This is a genomic window from Streptomyces beigongshangae, from assembly GCF_019710745.1.
In the GTDB taxonomy this organism is placed as follows: Bacteria; Actinomycetota; Actinomycetes; order Streptomycetales; family Streptomycetaceae; genus Streptomyces; species Streptomyces beigongshangae.
In genome coordinates this window covers 62279-83317 of the sequence record NZ_JAHKJW010000036.1, presented here as the reverse complement: position 1 = coordinate 83317, position 21039 = coordinate 62279, and the positions used below count along the sequence as shown (strand labels likewise).

The following is a 21039-nucleotide window of genomic DNA, read 5'->3' as shown; positions in this document are numbered from 1 at the left end:
GGCACCTCCGGGCGGTCGGCCGACGACGGGCCACCGGCGCCCGGCCACGGGCCGCCCGCAGTGCGGGACCGGACGTTCGTGGCACAGGACCGGTCGTCCGGGCCCGGGCCCGCGGAGGACGGCCGGGCGCCCGGGAGCGGCCGGCGCTCACGGGCGCCGGGCGCACTGCCCCTCGGCGATGTGCGCCAGGAGTGCCGCGGACTGGCCAGGGCCGCCGTGCGGCTCGACGCCACCGCCCTGGACGGCCGGCTGGCCTCCGCCGTCGAACGGTACGGACTCACCGTCGCCTGGGAGGAGGTGATGATGCCGACCCTGCACGCCGTCGGGCGCAAGTGGGCCTCGTCCGGCGACCGCTACGTCGAGGTCGAACACCTGCTGTCCTGGCACATCTCCACCGCGCTCCGCCGGGTCACACCGGCCTCCCGGGCGGGCGCCGGCACGTCGGACACCGTGCCGGGACCCGTGGTCCTCGCCTGCACACCCGGTGAACAACACACCCTGCCACTGGAGGCGCTCAACGCCGGACTGGCGGCACGGGGGCTGTCCACCCGGATGTTCGGCGCCGCGGTGCCGGCCGAAGCGCTCACCGCGGCGGTGCGCCGCCTGGGGCCCTCGGCCGTCGTCCTGTGGGCCCAGGCCCGCTCCACCGCGAGCCTCCCGCTGGCGCGGTACATCGCCGCCACGCAGTGGGGGGTGAAGGGCGCGCGCAGGCAGCCGGCGGTCGTGCTCGGCGGCCCCGGGTGGGCGGGCCGTCCGGTGCAGGGCATGCTGCGGCCGGCGTCCCTGCACGAGGCGCTGTCCGTCCTCGGGGCCCGTCACGAGGACGGCGCACCGGGCCCGGCGGTCTGAGGCGCTGCCACTCCCGGGGCCCGCCCACCGCCTGCCGCTCGCCGCCCGTCCGCCCGCCGCCTCATTCACGGCTGCGTGCGCGGGCGAAGCGTGCCAGCCCCTCGGCCAGGTCGACGACGGGCCGCGGATAGTCGTAGGTGGCCCGTTCGGCCTCCGGGAGTTTCCACGGTTCGTGCACGGAAGGCCCCTCCAGCCCCCGGAGCTCGGGCACCCAGCGCCGTACGTACGTACCCTGCGGGTCGTACCGCTTGGCCTGGAGGACCGGATTGAGGACCCGGTTGGGCCGGGAGACGGTGCCCGTCCCCGCCACCCACTGCCAGTTGAGCTGGTTGTTGGCGACGTCACCGTCGACCAGCAGGTCCAGGAAGTGGCGGGCCCCCACGCGCCAGTCGACGTACAGCGTCTTCGCGAGGAAGCTCGCGGTCAGCAGGCGGCCCCGGTTGTGCATCCACCCCTCGTGGAGCAGTTGCCGCATGGCCGCGTCGACGAGGGGATAGCCGGTCCGCCCGGCCTTCCAGTCCTCGATCTCCCGCCCGGCCGTGCGCTCCGAGCGCCACCGGTCGTTCCGCGTGCGGTAGTCCTCCGTGGAGACGGCGGGCCGCGCGGCCAGTACCTGGTAGTTGAAGTCCCGCCACGCGAGCTGCCGTACGAAGGCGTCCGCGCCCGGCCCGCCCGCCCCCCGCGCCCGGTGTACCAGCTCGACGGGGGACAGCGTGCCGAAGTGGAGGTGCGGGGAGAAACGCGAGGTGCGGTCCCCGGCCAGATCGTCGTGGCCCTCCTCGTACGCGCCGATTCCGCTCCGGAACCAGGCGGCGAGCCGCTTCCTGCCCTCCCGCTCGCCGCCCGTGGCGAGCCCTTCGGAGAGGCCGGACAGCTCCCCGCGCGCGAGAAGCCGCTCCGAGCCGATGTGCTCCGGTACGCGCACGGTGCGGGGCGCGTCGAGCACCCGGCGCCGCCGATGGTGCTCCCAGCGCCGGAAGTACGGGGTGAAGACGGCGAAGTGGTCCGAGGAGGCCGGCGTGATGCCGCCCGGTGCCACGGTGGTGACCACCTCGTCGTGGACGTGCAGCCGGCGCCCGTCGGACTCCAGGGCGGCCCGCAGCCGTTCCTCGCGCCGGTGCGCATGGGCGCTGACGTCGCCGGCCATGTGCACCTCGTCGGCGTCCGCCTCTCCGACCACCTTGCACACCTCCTCGACGAGGTCGCCCGAGCGGTACACGAGCCGGCCGCCGCGTTCGCGCAGTCCCGCGTCCAGGTCCCGCAGGGAGTCGGCGAGGAACGCCAGCCGGTTGGGCACGGCGAAGCCGGCCCTGTCGACGGCCCGGTCGCGCACGAAGAGCGGCACCACCGCGCGCGAGCCGTCGAGCGCCGCGCACAGCGGCGGGTGGTCGTGCAGGCGCAGGTCGGAGGTGAACAGGACGACCGAGACGTTCATGGCGGGACTCCGCAGAACAGGAGGCAGAACAGGAGGCAGAACAGGAGAAGAGGGAGGACGCGCGCCGACCGGTGGCATCAGCCGGTGGGCGTGCGCGGGGGTTTCGCCGCGGGACCCGCCTTGGCGGCGGTGCGGGCGATGTTGCGGGCCATGCCGCCGAACACGACCGCGTGGAACGGTGACACGCTCCACCAGTAGGCGTGGCCGAGCAGCCCGCGAGGATGGAAGAGGGCCCGCTGGCAGTACAGGACGCGGCCGTCGCCGTCCGTGACGGCCCGCATCTCCAGCCAGGCCAGGCCCGGCAGCCGCATCTCGGCGCGCAGCCGCAGCAGCCGCCCCGGCTCGATCTCCTCGACACGCCAGAAGTCGAGCGAGTCGCCGGCCCGCAGCCGCGCGGCGTCACGGCGCCCCCGGCGCAGACCCACGCCGCCCACCATCCGGTCCAGGAGACCGCGCGCGGCCCAGGCGAGGGGGAAGGAGTACCAGCCGTTCTCACCGCCGATCCCCTCGATCACCCGCCACAGCGCCTCGGGAGAGGCGTCGACCGTGCGCTCGCGCCGGTCCGTGTAGAGGCTGCCGCCCGCCCAGCCCGGGTCCGTGGGCAGGGGGTCGCTGGGGGCGCCCGGCAGCGAGGCGGACGACCAGCGGGTGGTGACCTGGGCGTCCCGGACGCGCTGCAGGGCCAGCCGTACCGCCTCCTCGAAGAGGACCGGCCGGCCCGGCGGGTCGGGCACGTACCGGGCGATGTCGTGCTCGTGGCAGACGACCTCGTGGCGCAGCGACTCGGTCAGCGGACGCGCGATGGACCGCGGTACGGGCGTGACCAGGCCGACCCAGTGGCTGGAGAGCTTCGGGGTCAGGAAGGGCACGGGCAGGATCAGCCGCCGGGGCAGACCGGCCACGGCCGCGTACCGCTCCATCATCTGCCGGTACGTCAGGATCTCCGGCCCGCCGATGTCGAAGGCCCTGCTCACGTCGTCCGGCATCCGCGCGCTGCCCACGAGCGTGCGCAGCACGTCCCGCACCGCGATCGGCTGGATCCGGGTGTGCACCCAGCTCGGGGTGACCATCACCGGCAGCCGCTCGGTGAGGTAGCGCAGCATCTCGAAGGAGGCCGAACCCGAACCGATGATGACGGCCGCCCGCAGCACGGTCGTCGGGACGCCGGAGTCCAGGAGGACGCGGCCGACCTCGGTCCGGGACCGCAGGTGCGGCGAGAGTTCCCGCTCGGGCACCCCGGCGGGGGCGAGGCCGCCCAGATAGACGATCCGGCGCACGCCCGCCGCGCGGGCCCGCTCCCCGAAGATCCGCGCCGCCCTGCGGTCGGTCTCCTCGAAGCCCTTGCCCGTGCCCAGCGCGTGCACCAGGTAGTACGCGACGTCGATGTCCCGCATCGCCGCGGCGACCGATCCGGCGTCCGTGACGTCGCCGCGGACCACCTCGACGTCACCCGCCCACGGATGGTCCCGGAGCGCGCCGGGGGAGCGGGCCACGCAGCGCACGCGGTGGCCCGCGGCGAGGAGCTCCGGGACCAGACGGCCCCCGATGTACCCCGTCGCCCCCGTCACCAGGCAGCGCAGCCCGGCTCCGGCGACGGCGCCGTCCATGACGTCACCGCTCATGATGTCCCGGCCTCCTGTTCGACGTCCCCCGGTGCTCCTTCGATGGTCCTTCCCCGTGGCGGCCCCCGGTGGATGCGCCGTATGGGTCGGACGGGTCGGCAGGGGCGGGATCGCGGCGACGGAAGCGCGGGGCACCCGTACATGTACGGACCGATCGGGGGCAGACGGGCTTCTGGAGCGTCGTTGGTCTACACGGGAGGTGGCCGTCATGGCTGCGAAGGTGCTGGAGCAGTTTCCCGCAGGGGCCCCGCGTGGGTCGTGGCCCGCGGAGGAGTACGCGGCGCGGCGCCGCGCCGAGGGAGAGCCGGCGGCAGTGGTGATGGACCTGGAGGCCGACGCCTTCCTCGTGGTGGTTCCGGCGCGCGAGGAGGACTGACCCCACGGCGCCGGACCGCGTCCCCGTCCCGCTGATCCGTCCCGCATCCGTATCCCGCCGATCCGTCCCGCACCCCGATAATCGCTGTACACGGCCACCCTCCGGGTGATGACCTTGTGTGAGCCGTCCGGCGTGCACGGGGCAGCGGGAGCGGCGGGGAGAGGGGGCGGCTGTGACCACCGGGAACATCCTGCTGTCCGGCATCGTCGGATCGACCGCGTACGGTCTGGCCCGCGAGGGCTCGGACGTGGACCGGCTCGGCATGTTCGCCGCCCCCACCGAGGACCTCCACGGGCTGCACGGCCCGAAGGAGTCCCACGTCACGACCGGGCCGGACAGCACACTCCACGAGGCGGCCAAGTGGTGCCGGCTCGCCCTGGGCGCCAACCCGACCGTGACGGAACTGGTGTGGCTGCCCGACGAGCTGTACGAGGTCCGCACCCCGCTCGGCGACGAACTGATCGGCATCCGCGCGACCCTGCTCTGCGCGAAACGGGTCCGTGACGCCTACCTCGGTTACGCCACCCAGCAGTTCAAGCGGCTCCACGACCGCCGTGACACCTCCTCCGCGGCCACCCGCGCACGCGCCGCCAAACACGCCCGGCACCTGCGGCGCCTGTGTCACCAGGGCTTCGGGCTGTACGCGACCGGCCGGCTGACCGTCCGTGTCGAGGATCCGGACGCGTACCACCGCTTCGGCGAGGAGGTGGCGGCCGACCCCGCGGCCGCGCTGCCCCTGCTGAGGCACTACGAGGCGGCCTTCGACGGGACCCGCAGCGTCCTGCCGGAACACGCCGACGAGGCACCCGTCGAGGCATGGCTGCGCAGGGTCCGCGCCCACCACTACGGCGTACGGGCGGGGGCCTGACCGGCCGGCGCGGCCACCGGGCCCCGATCGGGAGTTCCGGCCGTCGCGGCCCGGTGCCGGCGAAGCCGCCGAGCCGGCACCGGGCCGAAGCGGCGTTGTCCGAGGGCGGGTTGACTGGTCTACACCCTTGACTGGTCCAGACCAAGGTGGTGGAGTGTGCCTCCCACCCCCCACCACGGCCGCCCCGTACGCCGCGGCCGGTGTCACCGGCGCGTGCGTACAAGGTCAGCTCCGCGCTGCCCTCCCGCGGGTCCGGCCGTGCTCCGCGAAGGAGTTGGTCCCCTGTGTCCAGGCGCCGTATCTCTGCGTTCGTGGCCGCGATAGTCCTGGGAACGGCCGCGCCGGTCGTCCTGCCGGCCTCGGGCGCGTCCGCCGCGGCCTGTTCGAGCTACCCGAACTGGGTGGCCGGCAAGTCCTACGTGGCCGGGAACATCGTCCGGTACACCGACGGCAAGGCATACATAGCCGAGCACGACAACCCGGGCTACGACCCCACCATCAGCACCTGGTACTGGGAGCCGTACGCCTGTGACAACGGACCCGGCACCCCCTCCGGGTTCGTCGTCAGCGAGGCCCAGTTCAACCAGATGTTCCCGAACCGGAACGGCTTCTACACCTACAGCGGGCTGAAGGCGGCGCTGAGCGCCTATCCGGCCTTCGCCAACACCGGCAGCGACACGGTGAAGAAGCAGGAGGCCGCGGCCTTCCTCGCCAACATCAGCCACGAGACCGGCGGCCTGGTCCACATCGTGGAGCAGAACACCGCCAACTACCCGCACTACTGCGACTGGGGCCAGCCCTACGGCTGCCCGGCCGGCCAGGCCGCGTACTACGGCCGCGGGCCGATCCAGCTCAGCTGGAACTTCAACTACAAGGCCGCGGGCGACGCGCTCGGCATCGACCTGCTGAACAACCCCTGGCTGGTGCAGAACGACGCCGCCGTGGCCTGGAAGACGGGCCTGTGGTACTGGAACACGCAGTCCGGCCCCGGCTCCATGACCGGCCACAACGCGATGGTCAACGGCGCGGGTTTCGGCCAGACGATCCGCTCCATCAACGGTTCGCTGGAGTGCGACGGCAAGAACCCCGCCCAGGTGCAGAGCCGGGTGAACAACTACCAGCGGTTCACGCAGATCCTCGGCACGACGACCGGCAACAACCTGTACTGCTGAGCACCTGAGCACCTGAGGCCCTGGGAGTCCGGGGCCCGACGCACACGGCTCCGCGGCCGGTGGTGAACCGGCCGCGGAGCCGTGTGCCGTACGTCCGTCACGCGGTGGTGCGCCGCGGGTCCCGGGACGCTCAGCGCGTGACCTCGTGCCGCGTGTCGGGCACACAGTGGGTCATGGTCAGCCCGGTGACGTCCCGGGGCGGGTTCTCGCCCAGGTGGGCGAGGCGCTCGCGGTCCTCCTCGGTCAGGTCCTGGCTGGCCAGCGGCTCCAGATGGGCCACGTCCTTCGGCGAGATGCCCAGGCCCTCGCCGACCTTCAGGCCGAGCTCGTTCTCGACCAGCAGGAAGTGCCAGACCATCCGCTCCTGCACCGGCCGGTCGCACTGGGACAGCAGGTCGGTGAAGTTCTTCACCAGGTCCTCCTGCTCCCACTCCTCCATCAGCTGGTAGCGCTGGCCCGCCTGCATGTAGTCGTTGGTGCGGGGGATCCGCTTGCGGGTGAGCCTGCCGTGGATCTCCGGGCCCTGGTCGTCGTGGGTCGGGTACTGGGCCTCCCGCAGGCCGCCGGTGATCGACGGCTCGTAGTTGACGATCGGGTTCTCGCCGCCGCCGTCCTGGTGGTAGGCCATCTGCCCGTCGCGCTGGTTGGTGCGCACCTCGGCGTTCTTGGCCTGGTTGACCGGGAGCTGGAGGTAGTTCGGGCCGACCCGGTGGCGCTGCGTGTCGCTGTAGGAGAAGGTCCGGCCGACGAGCATCTTGTCGTCGGAGAAGTCCAGGCCGTCCACCAGGACACCGGTGCCGAACGAGATCTGCTCGTTCTCGGCGAAGAAGTTCTTCGGCATCCGGTCGAGCACCATCCGGCCGACCGGCTTCGGCGGGAACTCCTGCTCCGGCCAGGTCTTGGTGTCGTCCAGCGGATCGAAGTCCAGCTCGGGGTGGTCGTGGTCCTCCATCATCTGGACCAGCAGCTCCCACTCCGGGTACTCGCCGCGCTCCACCGCCTCGTAGAGGTCCTTGGTGGCGTGGCCGAGACCCTGGGCCTGGACGTTCGCCGCGTCCTCCTCCGTCATGCTGCGCACGCCCTGCTTGGGCATCCAGTGGTACTTGACCAGGACGGTGTCGCCCGCCTGGTTGACCCACTTGTACGTGTTGACACCGAAGCCCTGCATGTGGCGGTAGTCGGACGGGATGCCGCGCGGGCTGAAGAGGTTCACCAGCATGTGCATGGACTCGGGGGTCTGCGACATGAAGTCGAAGATGCGGCGCGGCTGCTGCTCGAAGGTGACCGGGTCGGGCTTGAGCGCGTGGATCACGTCCGGGAACTTGATCGCGTCCCGGATGAAGAACACGCCCAGGTTGTTGCCGACCATGTCCCAGTTGCCGTCCTCGGTGTAGAACTTCACCGCGAAACCGCGCGGGTCGCGGGCCGCCTCCGAGGAGTCCCGGCCGCCGATCACCGTGGAGAAGCGGACGGCGAGGTCCGTGCGCTTGCCGCGCTCGGCGAAGAGCTTGGCACGGGTGTAGCGGTCGATCGGCTCGTCGCCCCAGGCCCCGTACGCCTCGAAGTAGCCGTACGCGGTCACGCCGCGGGCGTGCACGACGCGCTCCGGGATGCGCTCGCGGTCGAAGTGGCTGATCTTCTCCAGGAACTGGTAGTTCTCCAGCGTCGCGGGGCCACGGGCGCCCACGGTGCGCTGGTTCTGGTTGTCGTAGACCGGGTGCCCCTGCCGGTTGGTGAGTACCTTCCGGTCGTCGTCCGGGTCGGGGCCCATGCTCGATACGTCGGTCACGATCGTTCACTCCTTCTGGGTCGTACGAGGATTTCTAGCAGGGTATGCCCCTATTTCAGTGCATATGACTCTTGGGTGCGGAAGGACGGCCTGTACGGCCCCCTGCCGGGCCGCGCCGGGCCGTGCCGTCCTGCCGCGGTCGGTGCCGGCCGTCAGCCGAAGACGCCCCACGACGTGGTGCCGTTCACCGCGATGAGGACGACGAGCAGCACGATGTCCGCGATCCCGAGCCCCAGTCCGAGCAGGGCCCTGGAACGGCGGGGTGTGTTCCGGCGCAGGGCCATGGTGGCCAGGACGATGGCGATGGGGCCGAGGACGAAATTCAGGACCAGCAGTCCGACGAGGCCCAGGACGAAGGAGGCGACGGCCATTCCCTCGGTGTCCCGCCTGCCGGTCGGCCGCCGGCCGGTCGCCGGCCGCGAGGACTCCGTCAGTCGCATGACGTCACGCCTTTCGGGGGCTGTCGTGCCTGCGTCGCTCGCGGACCGCGAACACGGCCAGCCACAGGGCGATGGCCACGGCGGCCGCGGCGGCCACGGGCCCTGGCAGGTAGGCGGCCGCGCCGATCAGGACGAACAGGATCAGGAAGGCCACGGCAAGGAGGAGCATGTCTACTCCCGTTCGCTCGGGGACACGGGCAAAGGGGTCCTGGGCGACAGGGTGGGTCGCCGCTGCGTGAACATGCGGACACGGGTGTCCCTCTGGAGCGGCATCACACCTGTGGACACGTGGACCGGCGGCAGGGGGACCGGCTGCGGCGCCCCCGGACCCCCGCCGTCCCCGCCGTCCCTGCCGTCCCCGTCATCGCGCTCGGAGCCGTCCGGCTCCGAAGGGGGACGCGTCGATGCGCGCTGTCCGGGAACCCGCCGCAGAAGAGCGGAACCCCATGCCCTGAACGCGCGAGCGAGGAGCTGTACGCATGACCGTCTCCGAGGACGACCGTCGCAGGACCGAGGCCACCGACCGGACCCCCGGGCGGCAGGAGGACCGGGCCCCCCGGCCGGGTGGCTCCGAGGAGGGGGAGGGGACGCGGCCGTGAGCGCCCTCACCGGACTGGAACGCGCGATGGAGCGGTTCGGGGCGTCGCTGCTGGCGCGTGTCCGCACCAGGGAACCGGTCGAACTGGTCGAGGCCCTGTGCAAGGAGTGCGACGACAACATCGTGGTGTGCAGCGAGAGCCGGATCGTCGTCCCCAACGCCTACGACGTCGAGCTGGCCGAGTTCGCCCACGAGGAACTCGAACGCAACGGCGACCGGATCGACCTGGTCCTCGCCGACCGCCTCCTGCGCCACGGCGAGAGCCGGGGCTACGAATGGGCGGGTCCGCTCGCCGTGCACGTCACCAAGTCCCGCGACGTGCCCAACGGCCGGTACCGGGTGGCGAGCCATGTGATGAAGCACGTACGGGCCGGCGCGTTCCAGCACTGACCCGCCGCGTGCGGACCGCGCGGGCCCGTGCCGGGTACGGCCGGGCCGCGGCGGCCGCACGCGCGAGGGGCGGACGCCTGAGGGCGTTCGCGGAGATCTCCGCGAACGCCCTCAAGGGTCCGGAATGCCTCCGCCCGCATGCGGACGAGCGCCCCGTCGACGCTCGTGCCGAAGCGTGCGGCGACGCCCGCTGCCGGAACGGGCCGGGGCGTCAGTCGGCCCGCAGCGGCGTCGGCGGCACTTCCTCCTCCTCGGGCACGAGGTGGACCGCGGCCTCCTCGGCGCCCGCCGCCCCGCCGTCGATGCCCATGTCGTAGGCCACGGCCTCGCTCGTCGTGGCCGCGTGCGCGCCCTCGTCCGGCGCCACCAGACGGCCCGCGCGCTCGTCACCCGCCTGCGGGTCGAGCGGTTCGCCCTCGCCGTCGGGCAGGTCGCCGATGCCGTCGCCGGCCGGGACCTCCGTGTCCGGCACCTCCTGGCTCAGGCGCTCGTCGAGGCTCTCGCCCTCGTGCTGCTCGGCCGCCGTGACACCGGTCTTGGTGACACCCAGCGGCTTCTCCGGCGGTGAGTACCCCTCGTCCAGCATGTCGTCGTACGTGCGTTCGTCGATGGCGTCCTGGAGATCCAGCGGAGAGGCGTCCTCCTGCTCCTCGTTGGTCCCCGTGGGCTGGTAGGCGTCGTCCGCCATGCTGTCGTTGCTCATTCTCAGCCTCCTGGCCCGGTGATCGTTTCGTGCTCCCCGTAGGAGTACCGCGGTGCCCGGCATCCGGCCCGTGAAACACCGGAGCGTCCGGTGAGCGGTGCCCGGAGCGCTCCGGACGGGGCGCACCGGCGGCGCTCGGGTGTCACCGGGGCGACGGCGCCCGGCCGCCCTGCGCTATTGACCGGTACATACCAAGCCGGTTGAGTGTCCCGCGCAGACCCCCACTTCTCCGGCCGCCGACCAGGCGCCGCCGCGCTGCCGAAGGGACCCGACCGCCATGCGCAGTCACCGCCCCCTGCTCGCCCTCACCGCCGCCGGAGCGGCACTGGCCACCGCCCTGGCCGTGCCGGCCCAGGCCGCTCCCGACCGGGCCGCGGAGGTGCCGGCGCCGGGAGTCTTCTACGTGCAGAGCGCTGTCACCGGCCTGAACGCCGCCGACAGCGGGGGAGCGGTCGTCCAGCGCAACCCCAAGGGCGACGAGGACCGCCAGCAGTGGACCCTCCGGGCCACCGGCCCGTCGTACGTCCTGGAGAGCACCGACACCGCGGGCAGCTGCCTGGGCCGGTCGGGCGGCCAGGCGAGGACCGTGGCCTGCGCGAGCGCCGACGCCGCGTGGGAGATCACGGCGCAGGGCACCGACCGTCACCGGCTCAAGGTGCCCGGCGCCGACCGGTACCTGACGCTCGGGGCGAAGCCCGCCGGCGCCAACCACCCCGCCCAGCTGGCGGTGGGCGGGGTCGGCGACCTCGCGTCCTGGTACCTGACGCCGGTGACCTCCCCGACCTCCCCGATGCCGTCCGCGGACCGGCGCACCCTGGACCAGGTCACCTTCCTCACCTCCCACAACGCCTACGCGAACGGCGTCGACGGCGGTTTCGCACCGCCCTTCGTGAACCTCGTCCCGAACCAGAGCCGGGGCATCGAGCGGCAGCTCACCGACGGCGTACGCGGGTTCATGCTGGACATCCACCAGACCCCGGACGGCGCGATCCTCTGCCACAACAGCTGCACCCTGGTCAGCAGGCCGGTGGCGCTGAACGTGGACATCCAGCGCATGGTCGACTTCCTGCGGCGCAACCCGGACGAGTTCATCACCGTGTTCCTGGAGGACTACGTCGACCCGGGCGTCCTGCGCGACGAACTGGCCCGCGTGAACGGCCTGTCCGACGTCCTCTACCGTCCGGACCGGGCCGGTGTGCGTGCCGGCGGCTGGCCGAGGATGGCGGACCTGATCGCCGCGAACGACCGGCTGCTCCTGTTCACCGACCACAGCCGGTCCGCCGACCAGTCCGCCGGGCTCACCCGGGACAGCTTCGGGGTCATGTACCAGCGCGAGTGGACCGTGGAGAACTACTGGTCCATGGGCTCGGGCCTCGGCGGCTCCGACTGGTCCTGCTACAGCCGCTGGTACGACGCCGGCACCAACATCCCCCTCACCGCTGCCGCGCCGCCCTTCCGGCCGCTCTTCGTGATGAACCACTTCCGCGACGCGGCGATCACCTCGACCGCCTCCACCGACAACACCAAGCTCACCGACCGGGCCCGGCGCTTCTGCCAGCCCGCGGCCCGCAAGAAGCCCAACTTCCTCGCCGTGGACCACTACGACCTGGGGAACCCGGCCGCGGCGGTGGCGACGCTCAACACGTACACGTACTGACCCGCGCGGCTCCCCCGGTCCTGCCGGGGGAGCCGCGCACGGCGGCGGGGCCGCGGTCAGCCCAGTCGGGCGTGCAGGAACTCGACCGTGCTCCGCCAGGCCCGGGCCGACGACTCGGGGTCGTGGACCTCGGGACGGCCGTCGTTGAAGAAGGCGTGGTCGGCCGGGTAGACCCGGAAGTCCGGGGTGATGCCGGACTGCTCGCGGATGGTCTCGGCGAGCGGGGCCAGGGAGTCGACGGGGATGGCGGCGTCCCGCTCGCCGTAGTGGCCGAGGATCTCGGCCTCCAGGCCGGAGAAGTCGGGGGCCTCGCCCTGGACGACGCCGTAGAAGGGGACGGCGGCGCGGACCCGCGGGTCGGTGGCCGCCTGGTACAGGACGAAGCCGCCGCCCATGCAGAAGCCCACCGAGCCGACGGCCCCGGACGTGACCTCCGGCATCCCCAGCAGGTGGTCGACGGCGCCGGACAGCAGCTCGACCCCGCGCGGCACGGGCAGGTCCTGCATCATGCGCAGCGCCTCCGAGCCGTCGTGGGCGACGTTGCCGCCGTACAGGTCCGGGGCCAGCGCCACGAAGCCCTCCGCGGCCAGGCGCTCGGTGACGTCCGCGATGTGGTCGGTCAGCCCCCACCACTCCTGGATCACGATGACACCGGGCCCGCGCCCGGACGGCGGCAGTGCCAGGTAACCGTGCGCGGTGGTGCCGCCGCTCGGGAAGGTGACGTTCTGGCGGGCGGGTGCCCCGGTCGCCCTGGGCGTCTCGGACATGGTGGGTCACTCCTGTCGTTCGATCTCGCCTCCAGCATGCCGGAGGCAGGGCCCGTGCGGGCGGGTGGCCCGCACGGACGGACCGTCCCCGCCGATGGCGTATCCTCGCGTGTTACGTATAACCCGTACCGCTGCGATTGTCGCCACCCCTGCCCCTGCCCCTGCCCCTGCCCTGCCCCTGTTCCTGCCCTGCCCTGCTCCTGCCGTGGCCGGTCCGCCCGCTTCCGAAAGGCCCCCGATGAGACGCGTCGCCCTGGTCACCCTCGTCGTCGACGACTACGACGAGGCGATCCGCTTCTACACCGGGGCGCTGGGGTTCCGGCTCGCCGAGGACACCCCGCGGCCCGACGGGTCCCGCTGGGTCGTCATGGAGCCCGGCACCGGCGCGGACCCCGGCGCGGGCCCCGGGGGAGGCGGTACCGGGCTCCTGCTGGCCCGCGCCAAGGACGAGGCGCAGCGCGGCCGGGTCGGCGACCAGACCGGCGGCCGGGTCGGCTTCTTCCTGTACACCGACGACTTCGCCCGCGACCACGCCCGGATGACCGCGGCCGGCGTGACCTTCCTGGAGGAGCCGCGGCACGAGGCGTACGGCTCGGTCGCCGTCTTCCAGGACCTGTACGGGAACAGGTGGGACCTGCTGCAGCCCGCCGCCCCGGACGGGTCCGCCGGGTGACCGGCCCTCCCCGCCCCGCACCGGCAGGCCGGGTGACCCGGCCCGCACACCGACCGACAGCCCCGACGATCCGCCGAGGAAGAACCGCATGACCGCGTCCCCGCTCGACCCCGACACCCTGCGCCGGCTCCCCAAGGCCGTCCTGCACGACCACCTCGACGGCGGGCTGCGCCCCGCGACGCTGGTCGAACTCGCCGACGGGATCGGCCACGCCCTGCCCGCCACCGACCCGGACGAACTCGCCGCCTGGTACCGCGCGGCTGCCGACTCCGGTGACCTGGTCCGCTACATCGCCACCTTCGAGCACACCCTGGCCGTCATGCAGACCCGTGAGGGCCTGCTGCGGACCGCCGAGGAGTACGTCCTCGACCTCGCCGCGGACGGTGTCGTCTACGGCGAGGTCCGCTACGCCCCGGAGCTGATGCTGAACGGCGGGCTCACGCTGCCGGAGGTCGTCGAGACCGTGCAGGAGGGCCTGGCCGCCGGTGCGGCGAAGGCGGCCGCCGCCGGTACGCCCGTGCGGGTCGGCACGCTGCTGTGCGGGATGCGCATGTTCGACCGCACCCGCGAGATCGCGGACCTGGCCGTGGCGTACCGGGACGCGGGTGTCGTGGGGTTCGACATAGCCGGCGCCGAGGACGGCTTCCCGCCCGCCGGCCACCTCGACGCCTTCGCGCACCTGCGCGCCGAGAACGTCCCGTTCACCGTCCACGCCGGCGAGGCGTACGGTCTGCCCAGCATCCACCAGGCCCTCCAGGTGTGCGGCGCCCAGCGCATCGGCCACGGTGTGCGGATCACCGACGACATCGTGGACGGCAAGCTCGGCCGGGTCGCCGAGTGGGTGCGCGACCGCCGGATCGCGCTGGAGATGTGCCCGACCTCCAACCTCCAGACGGGCGCGGCCGCGTCGATCTCCGGGCACCCGATCACCCGGCTGCGCGAGCTGGGCTTCCGCGTCACCCTCAACACCGACAACCGGCTGGTCTCGGGCACGACCATGACGCGCGAGATGTCCCTGCTCGTCGAGGAGGCGGGCTGGACCCTCGACGACCTGCGCACGGTCACGGTCAACGCCCTCAAGAGCGCGTTCATCCCCTTCGACGAGCGCAACGCCCTCATCCGGGACGTGGTCCTGCCGGGCTACGCGCTCTGACCGCGCCGGACCGCACCGCGCCGGACCGGCCGGGCCGGGGCCGGTCAGACCGGCAGGACACCGTCCGGCGCGGGCGCCAGCTCCGCTGCCTCCAGCAGGGACATGAAGGCCCTGGCCGCCGGGCTGGTCGCCGCCGCCGGCGGGAGCATCGCGACGGTCTCGTACGGCGTCTCGGTGTCGGCCTTGAGCGGGAGCGCGGGCAGGGCCGGCCGCTTCTGCGCGAAGTGGTGCGGTACGACGGCGATGCCGAGGCCCTCCTCGACGAGGTCGAGGAGGCTGTGCACGTCGTTGACCTCCAGGGTGACCGTGCGGTGCACGTCCGCCGCCGCGAAGGCCGCGTCCGTGGTGCGGCGCGGCCCCCAGTCGGGGTGGAAGTCCACGAAGGCCTCCCCGGCCAGCTCGTACGGGGTGACCGGCCCGCCGCCCGCGAGGCGGTGCGAGGGATGGCACAGGACGGTCATCGGCTCCCGGGTCAGCGGCAGGCAGCGCAGTTGCTCCGTGTCCGCGCGGGTCGTCACCGCGAACGCCAGGTCCAGGCGGCCCGCCGCGACGTCCTCGGCGAGCGCGCCTGAGCCGGCCTGCCGCAGCCGGATCTCCACGTCCGGATGCCGCCTGCGGAACCCCGCCAGCAAGGGGGCCACGTGCACGCCGGCTATGCACTGCTCGGTGCCCAGCGACAGCGTGCCGCGCAGCACGCCCTGCACGGCGGCCACCGCGTCGTGCGCCGCGCGGACCTGCGCCAGGATCCGCTCCGCCTCGGTCAGCAGGGCCCGCCCGGCCTCGGTGAGCGTGACCCGGCGGGTGGTGCGGACGAACAGCGGGGCCCGCAGTTCGCGTTCCAGCGCGCGGATGGAGGCGGACAGGCCGGACTGGGACACCCGCAGGCGTTCGGCCGCCCGGGTGAAGTGCTGGTCCTCGGCGACCGCGACGAAGTGCTGGAGGTGGCGCAATTCCATGATTGAGAAGCGTATCCGCTGAATCCCATCCGATTCTCCTGTTGGACCGCTGTCCGCGGGCAGGCGAGAGTGGACACCGGTCCACTCCGTACCGACCCCTCTGGAGAACGTGTTGTACACCGCACACACCGACCGCTACGCGGACATGCCCTACCGGCGCACCGGACGCAGCGGCCTGAAGCTGCCCGCCTTCTCCCTGGGCCTGTGGCACAACTTCGGCCCCGACCGGCCGGTGGAGACCCAGCGGGCGATCCTGCGGCGCGCGTTCGACCTGGGGGTCACGCACTTCGACCTGGCCAACAACTACGGGCCCCCGCCCGGCGCCGCCGAGTCGGCCTTCGGGGAGGCGCTGAAGGCGGACTTCGCGCCGTACCGCGACGAGCTGGTCGTCTCCACCAAGGCCGGCTACCTGATGTGGCCGGGCCCGTACGGTGAATGGGGCTCCCGCAAGTACCTGCTGTCCTCGCTCGACCAGAGCCTGGGCCGCATGGGTCTCGACCACGTCGACATCTTCTACTCGCACCGCCCGGACCCGGAGACTCCCCTGGAGGAGACGATGGGCGCCCTGCACTCGGCCGTCCAGCAGGGCAAGGCGCTGTACGTCGGCGTCTCGAACTACTCGCCCGAGCAGACCCGCGAGGCCGCGCGGATCCTGGGCGAGCTGGGCACGCCGCTGCTCATCCACCAGCCGCGCTACTCGATGCTCGACCGGCGCCCCGAGGAGGAGGGACTCCTGGACGCGCTCGACGAGCTGGAGGTCGGGTCGATCGCCTACTCGCCGCTGGAGCAGGGCCTGCTCACCGGCCGCTACCTGGACGGGATCCCGGAGGGCTCGCGGGCCGCGGGCGACAGCCCCTTCCTCAGCGCGGACAAGGTGACCGAGGACCTCGTCGCCGACCTGCGCGCCCTGAACGACATCGCCGCGTCCCGCGGGCAGTCCCTGGCGCAGCTGGCGCTGGCCTGGGTGCTGCGCGGCGGCCGGGTCACCTCCGCGCTGATCGGCGCGAGCAGCCCGCGGCAGCTGGAGGACAGCGTGGCGGCCAAGGACAACCTGGAGTTCTCGCAGGAGGAGCTGACCCGCATCGACGAGATCGTACGCCGCCCGACCGCGTAGCCCCCGCCCCCGGCCACACCCCACGCTCCACGCCGCCCGCCGCACGGGCCCTCGGGGCCCGTGCGGCGGGCGGCGTACGGGCTCCCGGGCGGTGCGGTCCGCGGCGGACCGGTTCGCCGGTGCCGGGCCGGCGGGTCGGTGCGGGTGGTGGGGTCGGTCGGGCTCACACCGCCGCGGTCACCGCGCTGCGCACCCGTCCGGCGCGCAGATAGCCGCACGAGGCGTGGTTGTTCGGCGAGCGGTTGTCGACCGGGATGTCGGCGATCATCCTGGCCGCCGCCCTGAAGTCGCCGGCGAGCGTGGTGTCCAGTGTGACCAGGTCGAAGCGGTCGGCGAAGTTCATCCACAGCCTCACGGGCGGCGGGATCCGCAGCGGCCTGACGACGACGTCCTGGATCTCGGTGTAGCCCAGGGGCGAGCCGAGCGTGACGAACAGCGGCACCGACCTCCCCGCGAACCGCCGCTCGCTGAGCACGTCGTAGGCGATCACCGTGCCGAGACTGTGGCCGATCACCACCACGGGCCCGTCCACGGCGTCGAGGGCGGTACGCATCCGGTTCCGGACGGTCTCCCTGGCAGCGGTGAAGAAGTAGCGGTTGGCGTCCGGGACGAACCGTTCGAGGAGCTGCCGCAGCAGGAAGCGCCGCAGTGGCCCCGGCAGGGGCAGCAGCTCGGTGGCGACCGCCGAGGCCCCCGCCCCGGACCCGGCGACGGCCGGCGCGGTGGGCGCGCCGGGTGACGCGGCCCGGGCGGCCATGCTGATGGTCAGCGACAGGGCGAAGGCCTGCTGCTCGGCCGTCATCGCACCGAACGGCTCACCGGCCCCGGTCTCCGGGGCCGCTCCGGAGCCGCCGGACGCGCCGGCGGTCTCCCCGGCCACCGGCCCGCCCGGCGGCACACCGCCCGACAGGGCGTCCGAGACCAGGGCGGCGAGCGCCCCGTCGGCACCGCACGCGTCGGCCGTGATCACCCCCGGCCGCCCGTGCAGCAGATCGGCGTAGTGCACCATCCGTGTCCGTCCGCCCATGGAACGCCCGAACAGGTCCTGGTCCCAGGCGCGCTTGAGGGCGTCGGCCGGCGGTTTGTTGCCCGCTCCGTGGACGTAGAGCACGGAGACGGCGTCGGCGGCGAGTTCCATGGGTGCCTCCCCCCGAGGTCGCCACTCCGGACTTTCCCGTCGCGGAGCGGTCTGCGGTGAGAGTCCTGCCGTACGGGGCCCCGGTCAAGCCGCGGCGGGCACCCGGCCGAGGAAGCCGTGCACGCTCCGTAGCCGTCCGTCCCCGTCGAGCGAGAGGGCGCCGGACCCGGCGACGGGCGCCGAGTCGAGGCCGTGTGCGCTGGTCGGGGACCGGATCGGAGCCCTTCGCGACCCGGCACCGCAACGATGCCCGGGGCCGCCCCGCCCGTCGGCCACCCCACAGGTGATCGGCCGCAGGAGACTGGCCGGAAAAGCATGGTGACACTGTGTCAGGAGTGGCGATACTCAAAAGTTGGATCCATCCACAGGGGAACGGCGCCAGGTGCACGGCAGCACGAGCCGCGGAAGAGAGGCCGGCAGGCAGCACGTACAGGGGATGGGGGAGCGATCGTGCACGACGAATTCGTGTGCCACGTCACCGCGTACGGGGTCTGCGGTGGAACGTGGGTCGGTGTACCGCTCGGCACGTACCGGGCGCCCACCCTGGCCCTGGCCATGTGGTGGCTGCGGGACCGGGCGTCCTGGATCGCCGGGCGGCTCGATCCGGACCCCGGCGCCCCGTACTTCCCGCCGAACTCCATGACGCCCGTCGCGGACACCTCCCCCGACGTGCCCGTCGCGCTGCGCACCTGGTGCGGGGACGCCGCCCAACAGGAGCTGGCCGCCGAGCGGTTGGCCGCCGGACACCTGCTGCGCCTCGCCACCGGCGACGAGACCACCGAGTACGAACTGCTCGCGGAGTCGGTCGACGCCCTGCGGATGCGGCGCACCCTGCCCCTCCTGTCCGCCCCGGCCGCCTGAGCCGGCGCGTCCCCGGCACCGGGCCCGGCCGGGTGCCGCCGTCCCCGCGGACAGGGCGGGCGATCATGTGGACGAATAGCTAGAATTCAGGCATGGCAGAGTGGTCGGCGGCGCCCGAACTCGTCCTCGAAACCGCGACGGGCGCCACGGTGATGACCCCCGACCACGCCTATCACGTCGGCCGGGACCCCCAGTGCGACATCGTCATCGACGACGCCCGGGTCTCCTGGCGCCACGCGGTCCTGCGGCCGGACGCCGGCCACTGGACGCTCCGGGACGAGAACAGCACGAACGGCACGTACGCCGACGGCCACCGCGTCCGCGAGCGGCACGTCGGACCCGGCACCGTCATACGCTTCGGCAACCCCGCCGACGGACCGTGCGCCGTGCTCGCCACCCGGCCGCCGCCCGTCCCCCGGCGGCCCTCGGTCGTCTCCGTGCCCTCCGCGACCGGCACCTTCCGGCAGCCCACCGCCGTACGGCCGCTGCCCGCCCGCACCGTCCGCATCGGCCGCGGCGTCGACAACGACCTCGTCGTCGACGACCTGAGCGTCTCCCGGCGCCACGCGGAGCTGCGGGCGCTGCCCGACGGGACGTACGAGATCGCCGACCTGGGCAGCCACAACGGCACGTACCTCAACGGCCGGCCCGTCACCCGCGCGCGCATCGACGGGGGCGACATCGTCGGCATCGGCCACTCGGCGTTCTGCCTGGTGGGCGACCAGCTCCAGGAATACGTCGACACCGGCGAGGTCTCCCTCGACGTACAGGACCTGTCGGTCGCCGTCGACCGGGGCCGCAGGACGCTCCTCGACCGCGTCTCCTTCCCCGTCGGCGAGAAGTGCCTGCTGGCCGTCGTCGGACCCAGCGGCGCGGGCAAGTCCACCCTGCTCAACGCGCTGACCGGACAGCGCCCCGCCGACGGCGGCACGGTCCTGTACGACGGCCGCGACCTCTACCGCGACTACGCCGAGCTGCGCCACCGCATCGGCCTCGTCCCGCAGGACGACATCCTGCACGTCCAGCTCACGGTGCGGCGCGCCCTCGCCTACGCCGCCGAGCTGCGCTTCCCGCAGGACACCGCGAAGGCCGAGCGCACGGCCCGCGTCGACGAGGTCATCGGCGAACTGGGCCTCGAACAGCGCGCGCGGCAGCCCATCCACAGCCTCTCCGGCGGCCAGCGCAAACGGGTCAGCGTGGCCCTCGAACTGCTCACCAAGCCCTCTCTGCTCTTCCTCGACGAACCGACCTCCGGCCTGGACCCCGGGATGGACCGCTCCGTGATGCACATGCTGCGCGGACTGGCCGACGACGGGCGGACCGTCGTGGTCGTCACGCACAGCGTGCTCAGCCTCGACGTCTGCGACCGGCTGCTCGTACTCGCCCCCGGCGGCCGGACCGCCTACTACGGACCGCCCGACGAGGCGCTCGCCTACTTCGGCCACGAGCAGTGGCCGGAGGCGTTCGAGGCGTTCGAGCGGGAGCAGGACCGGGACTGGGCGGGCGACTACCGCGCGTCGTTCCAGTACCAGCGGTACATCGTCGACTCCACGGCCCAGCCGCGCCTGCCCCGGGCCGGCGACGGCTCCGCCCCCGGCACGGCCGCCCGGCCCCCCACCCCGCAGAGCTGGGGTTCGCAACTGGGCACGCTCGTACGCCGGTACACCGCCGCGCTGAGCGCCGACCGGACGTTCCTCGCCATCATGATCGCCCTGCCCTTCGTGATGGGCGCGATGGCGCGCGCCCTGGCGGGCAGCGCGCTGACGAGGACGTCGGCGATGGACGCGCTGCTCATCCTCTGCGTCGGCGGTGTCCTGACGGGCGCGGCGAACGCCGTGCGCGAACTGGTCAAGGAACGCGTCGTCTACCAGCGCGAGCGGGCCGTCGGCCTGTCCAGATCGGCGTACCTGATGTCCAAGGTCGTCGTCCTCGGCACGGTCACCGTGCTCCAGGCCGTCGTGCTGACCCTGGTGGCGCTGCTCGGCGTCGACCTGAACGCACCCGGCGGCGAAGGGGTCGTCCTGCCGGCCCTCGTGGAGATCTCGGCCGCCGTCGCACTGCTCGCCTTCACCGCCATGATGCTCGGACTCCTCGTCTCCGCGCTGGTGCGCAAGGAGGAGGTCACGATGCCGCTGCTGGTGCTCCTCGCCATCGTCCAGGTGGTGTTCTGCGGTGCGCTGCTGCCGCTCGACGTCCCCGGCCTCCAGCAGCTGTCGTGGCTGGTGCCGTCGCGGTGGGCGTTCGGCGCGATGGCCGGCACCGTCGAACTGGCCGCGATCGTCCCCGGCGAGGAGACGGCCGACCCGCTGTTCCGGCACCTGCCGGGCACGTGGCTGCTCGACACGGGCATGCTCCTCGTCCTCTCCACCGTCTTCGGGTACGCGGTGGCCCGGCTGCTCAGGCGGCACGAACCCGAAGTCATGCGGAAGTAGGAAGCGGGCGCGGCGACGCCCCCGGCTTCGGCCCCGGGAGCGTGGT

At 73.1% G+C, this 21039-nt stretch carries 20 protein-coding genes; 11 read left to right on the top strand and 9 right to left on the bottom strand.

What is annotated here, in order from left to right:
* On the top strand, positions 1 to 849 hold an 849-nt coding region (locus KM933_RS25825), incomplete at its 5' end, for a cobalamin B12-binding domain-containing protein (RefSeq protein ID WP_221356193.1).
* A gap of 61 nt (positions 850 to 910) precedes the next feature.
* Here the strand turns inward: KM933_RS25825 and KM933_RS25820 are convergent.
* Positions 911 to 2284 (bottom strand): cryptochrome/photolyase family protein, encoded by a 1374-nt coding sequence (locus tag KM933_RS25820; RefSeq protein WP_221356191.1) that lies wholly within the window; start codon positions 2282 to 2284, stop codon positions 911 to 913.
* 77 nt (positions 2285 to 2361) lie between these two features.
* Positions 2362 to 3906: an SDR family oxidoreductase gene (locus tag KM933_RS25815; protein WP_221356189.1), complete on the bottom strand. Its 1545-nt coding sequence runs from the start codon at positions 3904 to 3906 to the stop codon at positions 2362 to 2364.
* Positions 3907 to 4114: 208 nt separating this feature from the next.
* Between KM933_RS25815 and KM933_RS25810 the strand changes: the two genes are divergently transcribed.
* From KM933_RS25810 to KM933_RS25800, 3 genes are all read left to right on the top strand, one after another.
* The gene (locus KM933_RS25810) at positions 4115 to 4282 is read left to right on the top strand and encodes a hypothetical protein (RefSeq protein ID WP_221356187.1); all 168 of its coding nucleotides are present in this window, start codon (positions 4115 to 4117) and stop codon (positions 4280 to 4282) included.
* Between the two features lie 172 nt (positions 4283 to 4454).
* Complete coding sequence (locus KM933_RS25805; RefSeq protein ID WP_221356185.1) at positions 4455 to 5150, top strand: DNA polymerase beta superfamily protein; 696 nt, start codon at positions 4455 to 4457, stop codon at positions 5148 to 5150.
* 284 nt (positions 5151 to 5434) lie between these two features.
* Complete coding sequence (locus KM933_RS25800) at positions 5435 to 6322, top strand: glycoside hydrolase family 19 protein (RefSeq protein WP_221356183.1); 888 nt, start codon at positions 5435 to 5437, stop codon at positions 6320 to 6322.
* Between the two features lie 130 nt (positions 6323 to 6452).
* Here KM933_RS25800 and KM933_RS25795 read toward each other — a convergent pair whose 3' ends face one another.
* From KM933_RS25795 to KM933_RS25785, 3 genes are all read right to left on the bottom strand, one after another.
* On the bottom strand, positions 6453 to 8111 hold the full coding sequence (locus KM933_RS25795; protein WP_221356182.1) for a catalase: 1659 nt from the start codon (positions 8109 to 8111) through the stop codon (positions 6453 to 6455).
* 152 nt (positions 8112 to 8263) lie between these two features.
* The gene (locus tag KM933_RS25790) at positions 8264 to 8551 is read right to left on the bottom strand and encodes a DUF4190 domain-containing protein (protein WP_221356180.1); all 288 of its coding nucleotides are present in this window, start codon (positions 8549 to 8551) and stop codon (positions 8264 to 8266) included.
* 4 nt (positions 8552 to 8555) lie between these two features.
* A complete protein-coding gene (locus KM933_RS25785) occupies positions 8556 to 8720 on the bottom strand; it encodes a hypothetical protein (RefSeq protein ID WP_221356178.1) in 165 nt (54 codons plus the stop codon).
* 426 nt (positions 8721 to 9146) lie between these two features.
* On the opposite strand from KM933_RS25785, the gene KM933_RS25780 reads away from it, so the two are divergent.
* Positions 9147 to 9539, top strand: coding sequence for a DUF3662 domain-containing protein (locus KM933_RS25780; RefSeq protein WP_221356176.1), 393 nt, complete (start codon positions 9147 to 9149; stop codon positions 9537 to 9539).
* A 211-nt stretch (positions 9540 to 9750) separates the two neighbouring features.
* On the opposite strand, the gene KM933_RS25775 is transcribed toward KM933_RS25780, so the two are convergent.
* Complete coding sequence (locus tag KM933_RS25775) at positions 9751 to 10242, bottom strand: DUF5709 domain-containing protein (RefSeq protein WP_221356174.1); 492 nt, start codon at positions 10240 to 10242, stop codon at positions 9751 to 9753.
* Between the two features lie 277 nt (positions 10243 to 10519).
* Between KM933_RS25775 and KM933_RS25770 the strand changes: the two genes are divergently transcribed.
* On the top strand, positions 10520 to 11899 hold the full coding sequence (locus tag KM933_RS25770) for a PI-PLC domain-containing protein (RefSeq protein ID WP_221356172.1): 1380 nt from the start codon (positions 10520 to 10522) through the stop codon (positions 11897 to 11899).
* A gap of 56 nt (positions 11900 to 11955) precedes the next feature.
* On the opposite strand, the gene KM933_RS25765 is transcribed toward KM933_RS25770, so the two are convergent.
* Complete coding sequence (locus KM933_RS25765) at positions 11956 to 12666, bottom strand: dienelactone hydrolase family protein (protein ID WP_221356170.1); 711 nt, start codon at positions 12664 to 12666, stop codon at positions 11956 to 11958.
* A gap of 238 nt (positions 12667 to 12904) precedes the next feature.
* On the opposite strand from KM933_RS25765, the gene KM933_RS25760 reads away from it, so the two are divergent.
* Positions 12905 to 13339, top strand: a complete 435-nt coding sequence (locus tag KM933_RS25760) for a VOC family protein (RefSeq protein WP_221356168.1) — start codon at positions 12905 to 12907, stop codon at positions 13337 to 13339.
* An 88-nt stretch (positions 13340 to 13427) separates the two neighbouring features.
* Positions 13428 to 14492, top strand: a complete 1065-nt coding sequence (locus KM933_RS25755) for an adenosine deaminase (protein ID WP_221356166.1) — start codon at positions 13428 to 13430, stop codon at positions 14490 to 14492.
* Positions 14493 to 14536: 44 nt separating this feature from the next.
* Here KM933_RS25755 and KM933_RS25750 read toward each other — a convergent pair whose 3' ends face one another.
* On the bottom strand, positions 14537 to 15448 hold the full coding sequence (locus KM933_RS25750) for a LysR family transcriptional regulator (RefSeq protein ID WP_221356164.1): 912 nt from the start codon (positions 15446 to 15448) through the stop codon (positions 14537 to 14539).
* Between the two features lie 112 nt (positions 15449 to 15560).
* Here KM933_RS25750 and mgrA point away from each other — a divergent pair, with 112 nt between their 5' ends.
* On the top strand, positions 15561 to 16562 hold the full coding sequence (gene mgrA / locus KM933_RS25745) for an L-glyceraldehyde 3-phosphate reductase (protein WP_260334149.1): 1002 nt from the start codon (positions 15561 to 15563) through the stop codon (positions 16560 to 16562).
* A 163-nt stretch (positions 16563 to 16725) separates the two neighbouring features.
* Here the strand turns inward: mgrA and KM933_RS25740 are convergent, their stop codons facing one another.
* Complete coding sequence (locus tag KM933_RS25740; protein WP_221356160.1) at positions 16726 to 17700, bottom strand: GPI inositol-deacylase; 975 nt, start codon at positions 17698 to 17700, stop codon at positions 16726 to 16728.
* Positions 17701 to 18150: 450 nt separating this feature from the next.
* Between KM933_RS25740 and KM933_RS25735 the strand changes: the two genes are divergently transcribed.
* Both KM933_RS25735 and KM933_RS25730 read left to right on the top strand, forming a co-directional pair.
* A complete protein-coding gene (locus KM933_RS25735) occupies positions 18151 to 18561 on the top strand; it encodes a hypothetical protein (RefSeq protein ID WP_221356158.1) in 411 nt (136 codons plus the stop codon).
* Positions 18562 to 18653: 92 nt separating this feature from the next.
* Positions 18654 to 20993, top strand: a complete 2340-nt coding sequence (locus tag KM933_RS25730; RefSeq protein WP_221356156.1) for an ABC transporter ATP-binding protein/permease — start codon at positions 18654 to 18656, stop codon at positions 20991 to 20993.
* Positions 20994 to 21039 lie beyond the last annotated feature (46 nt).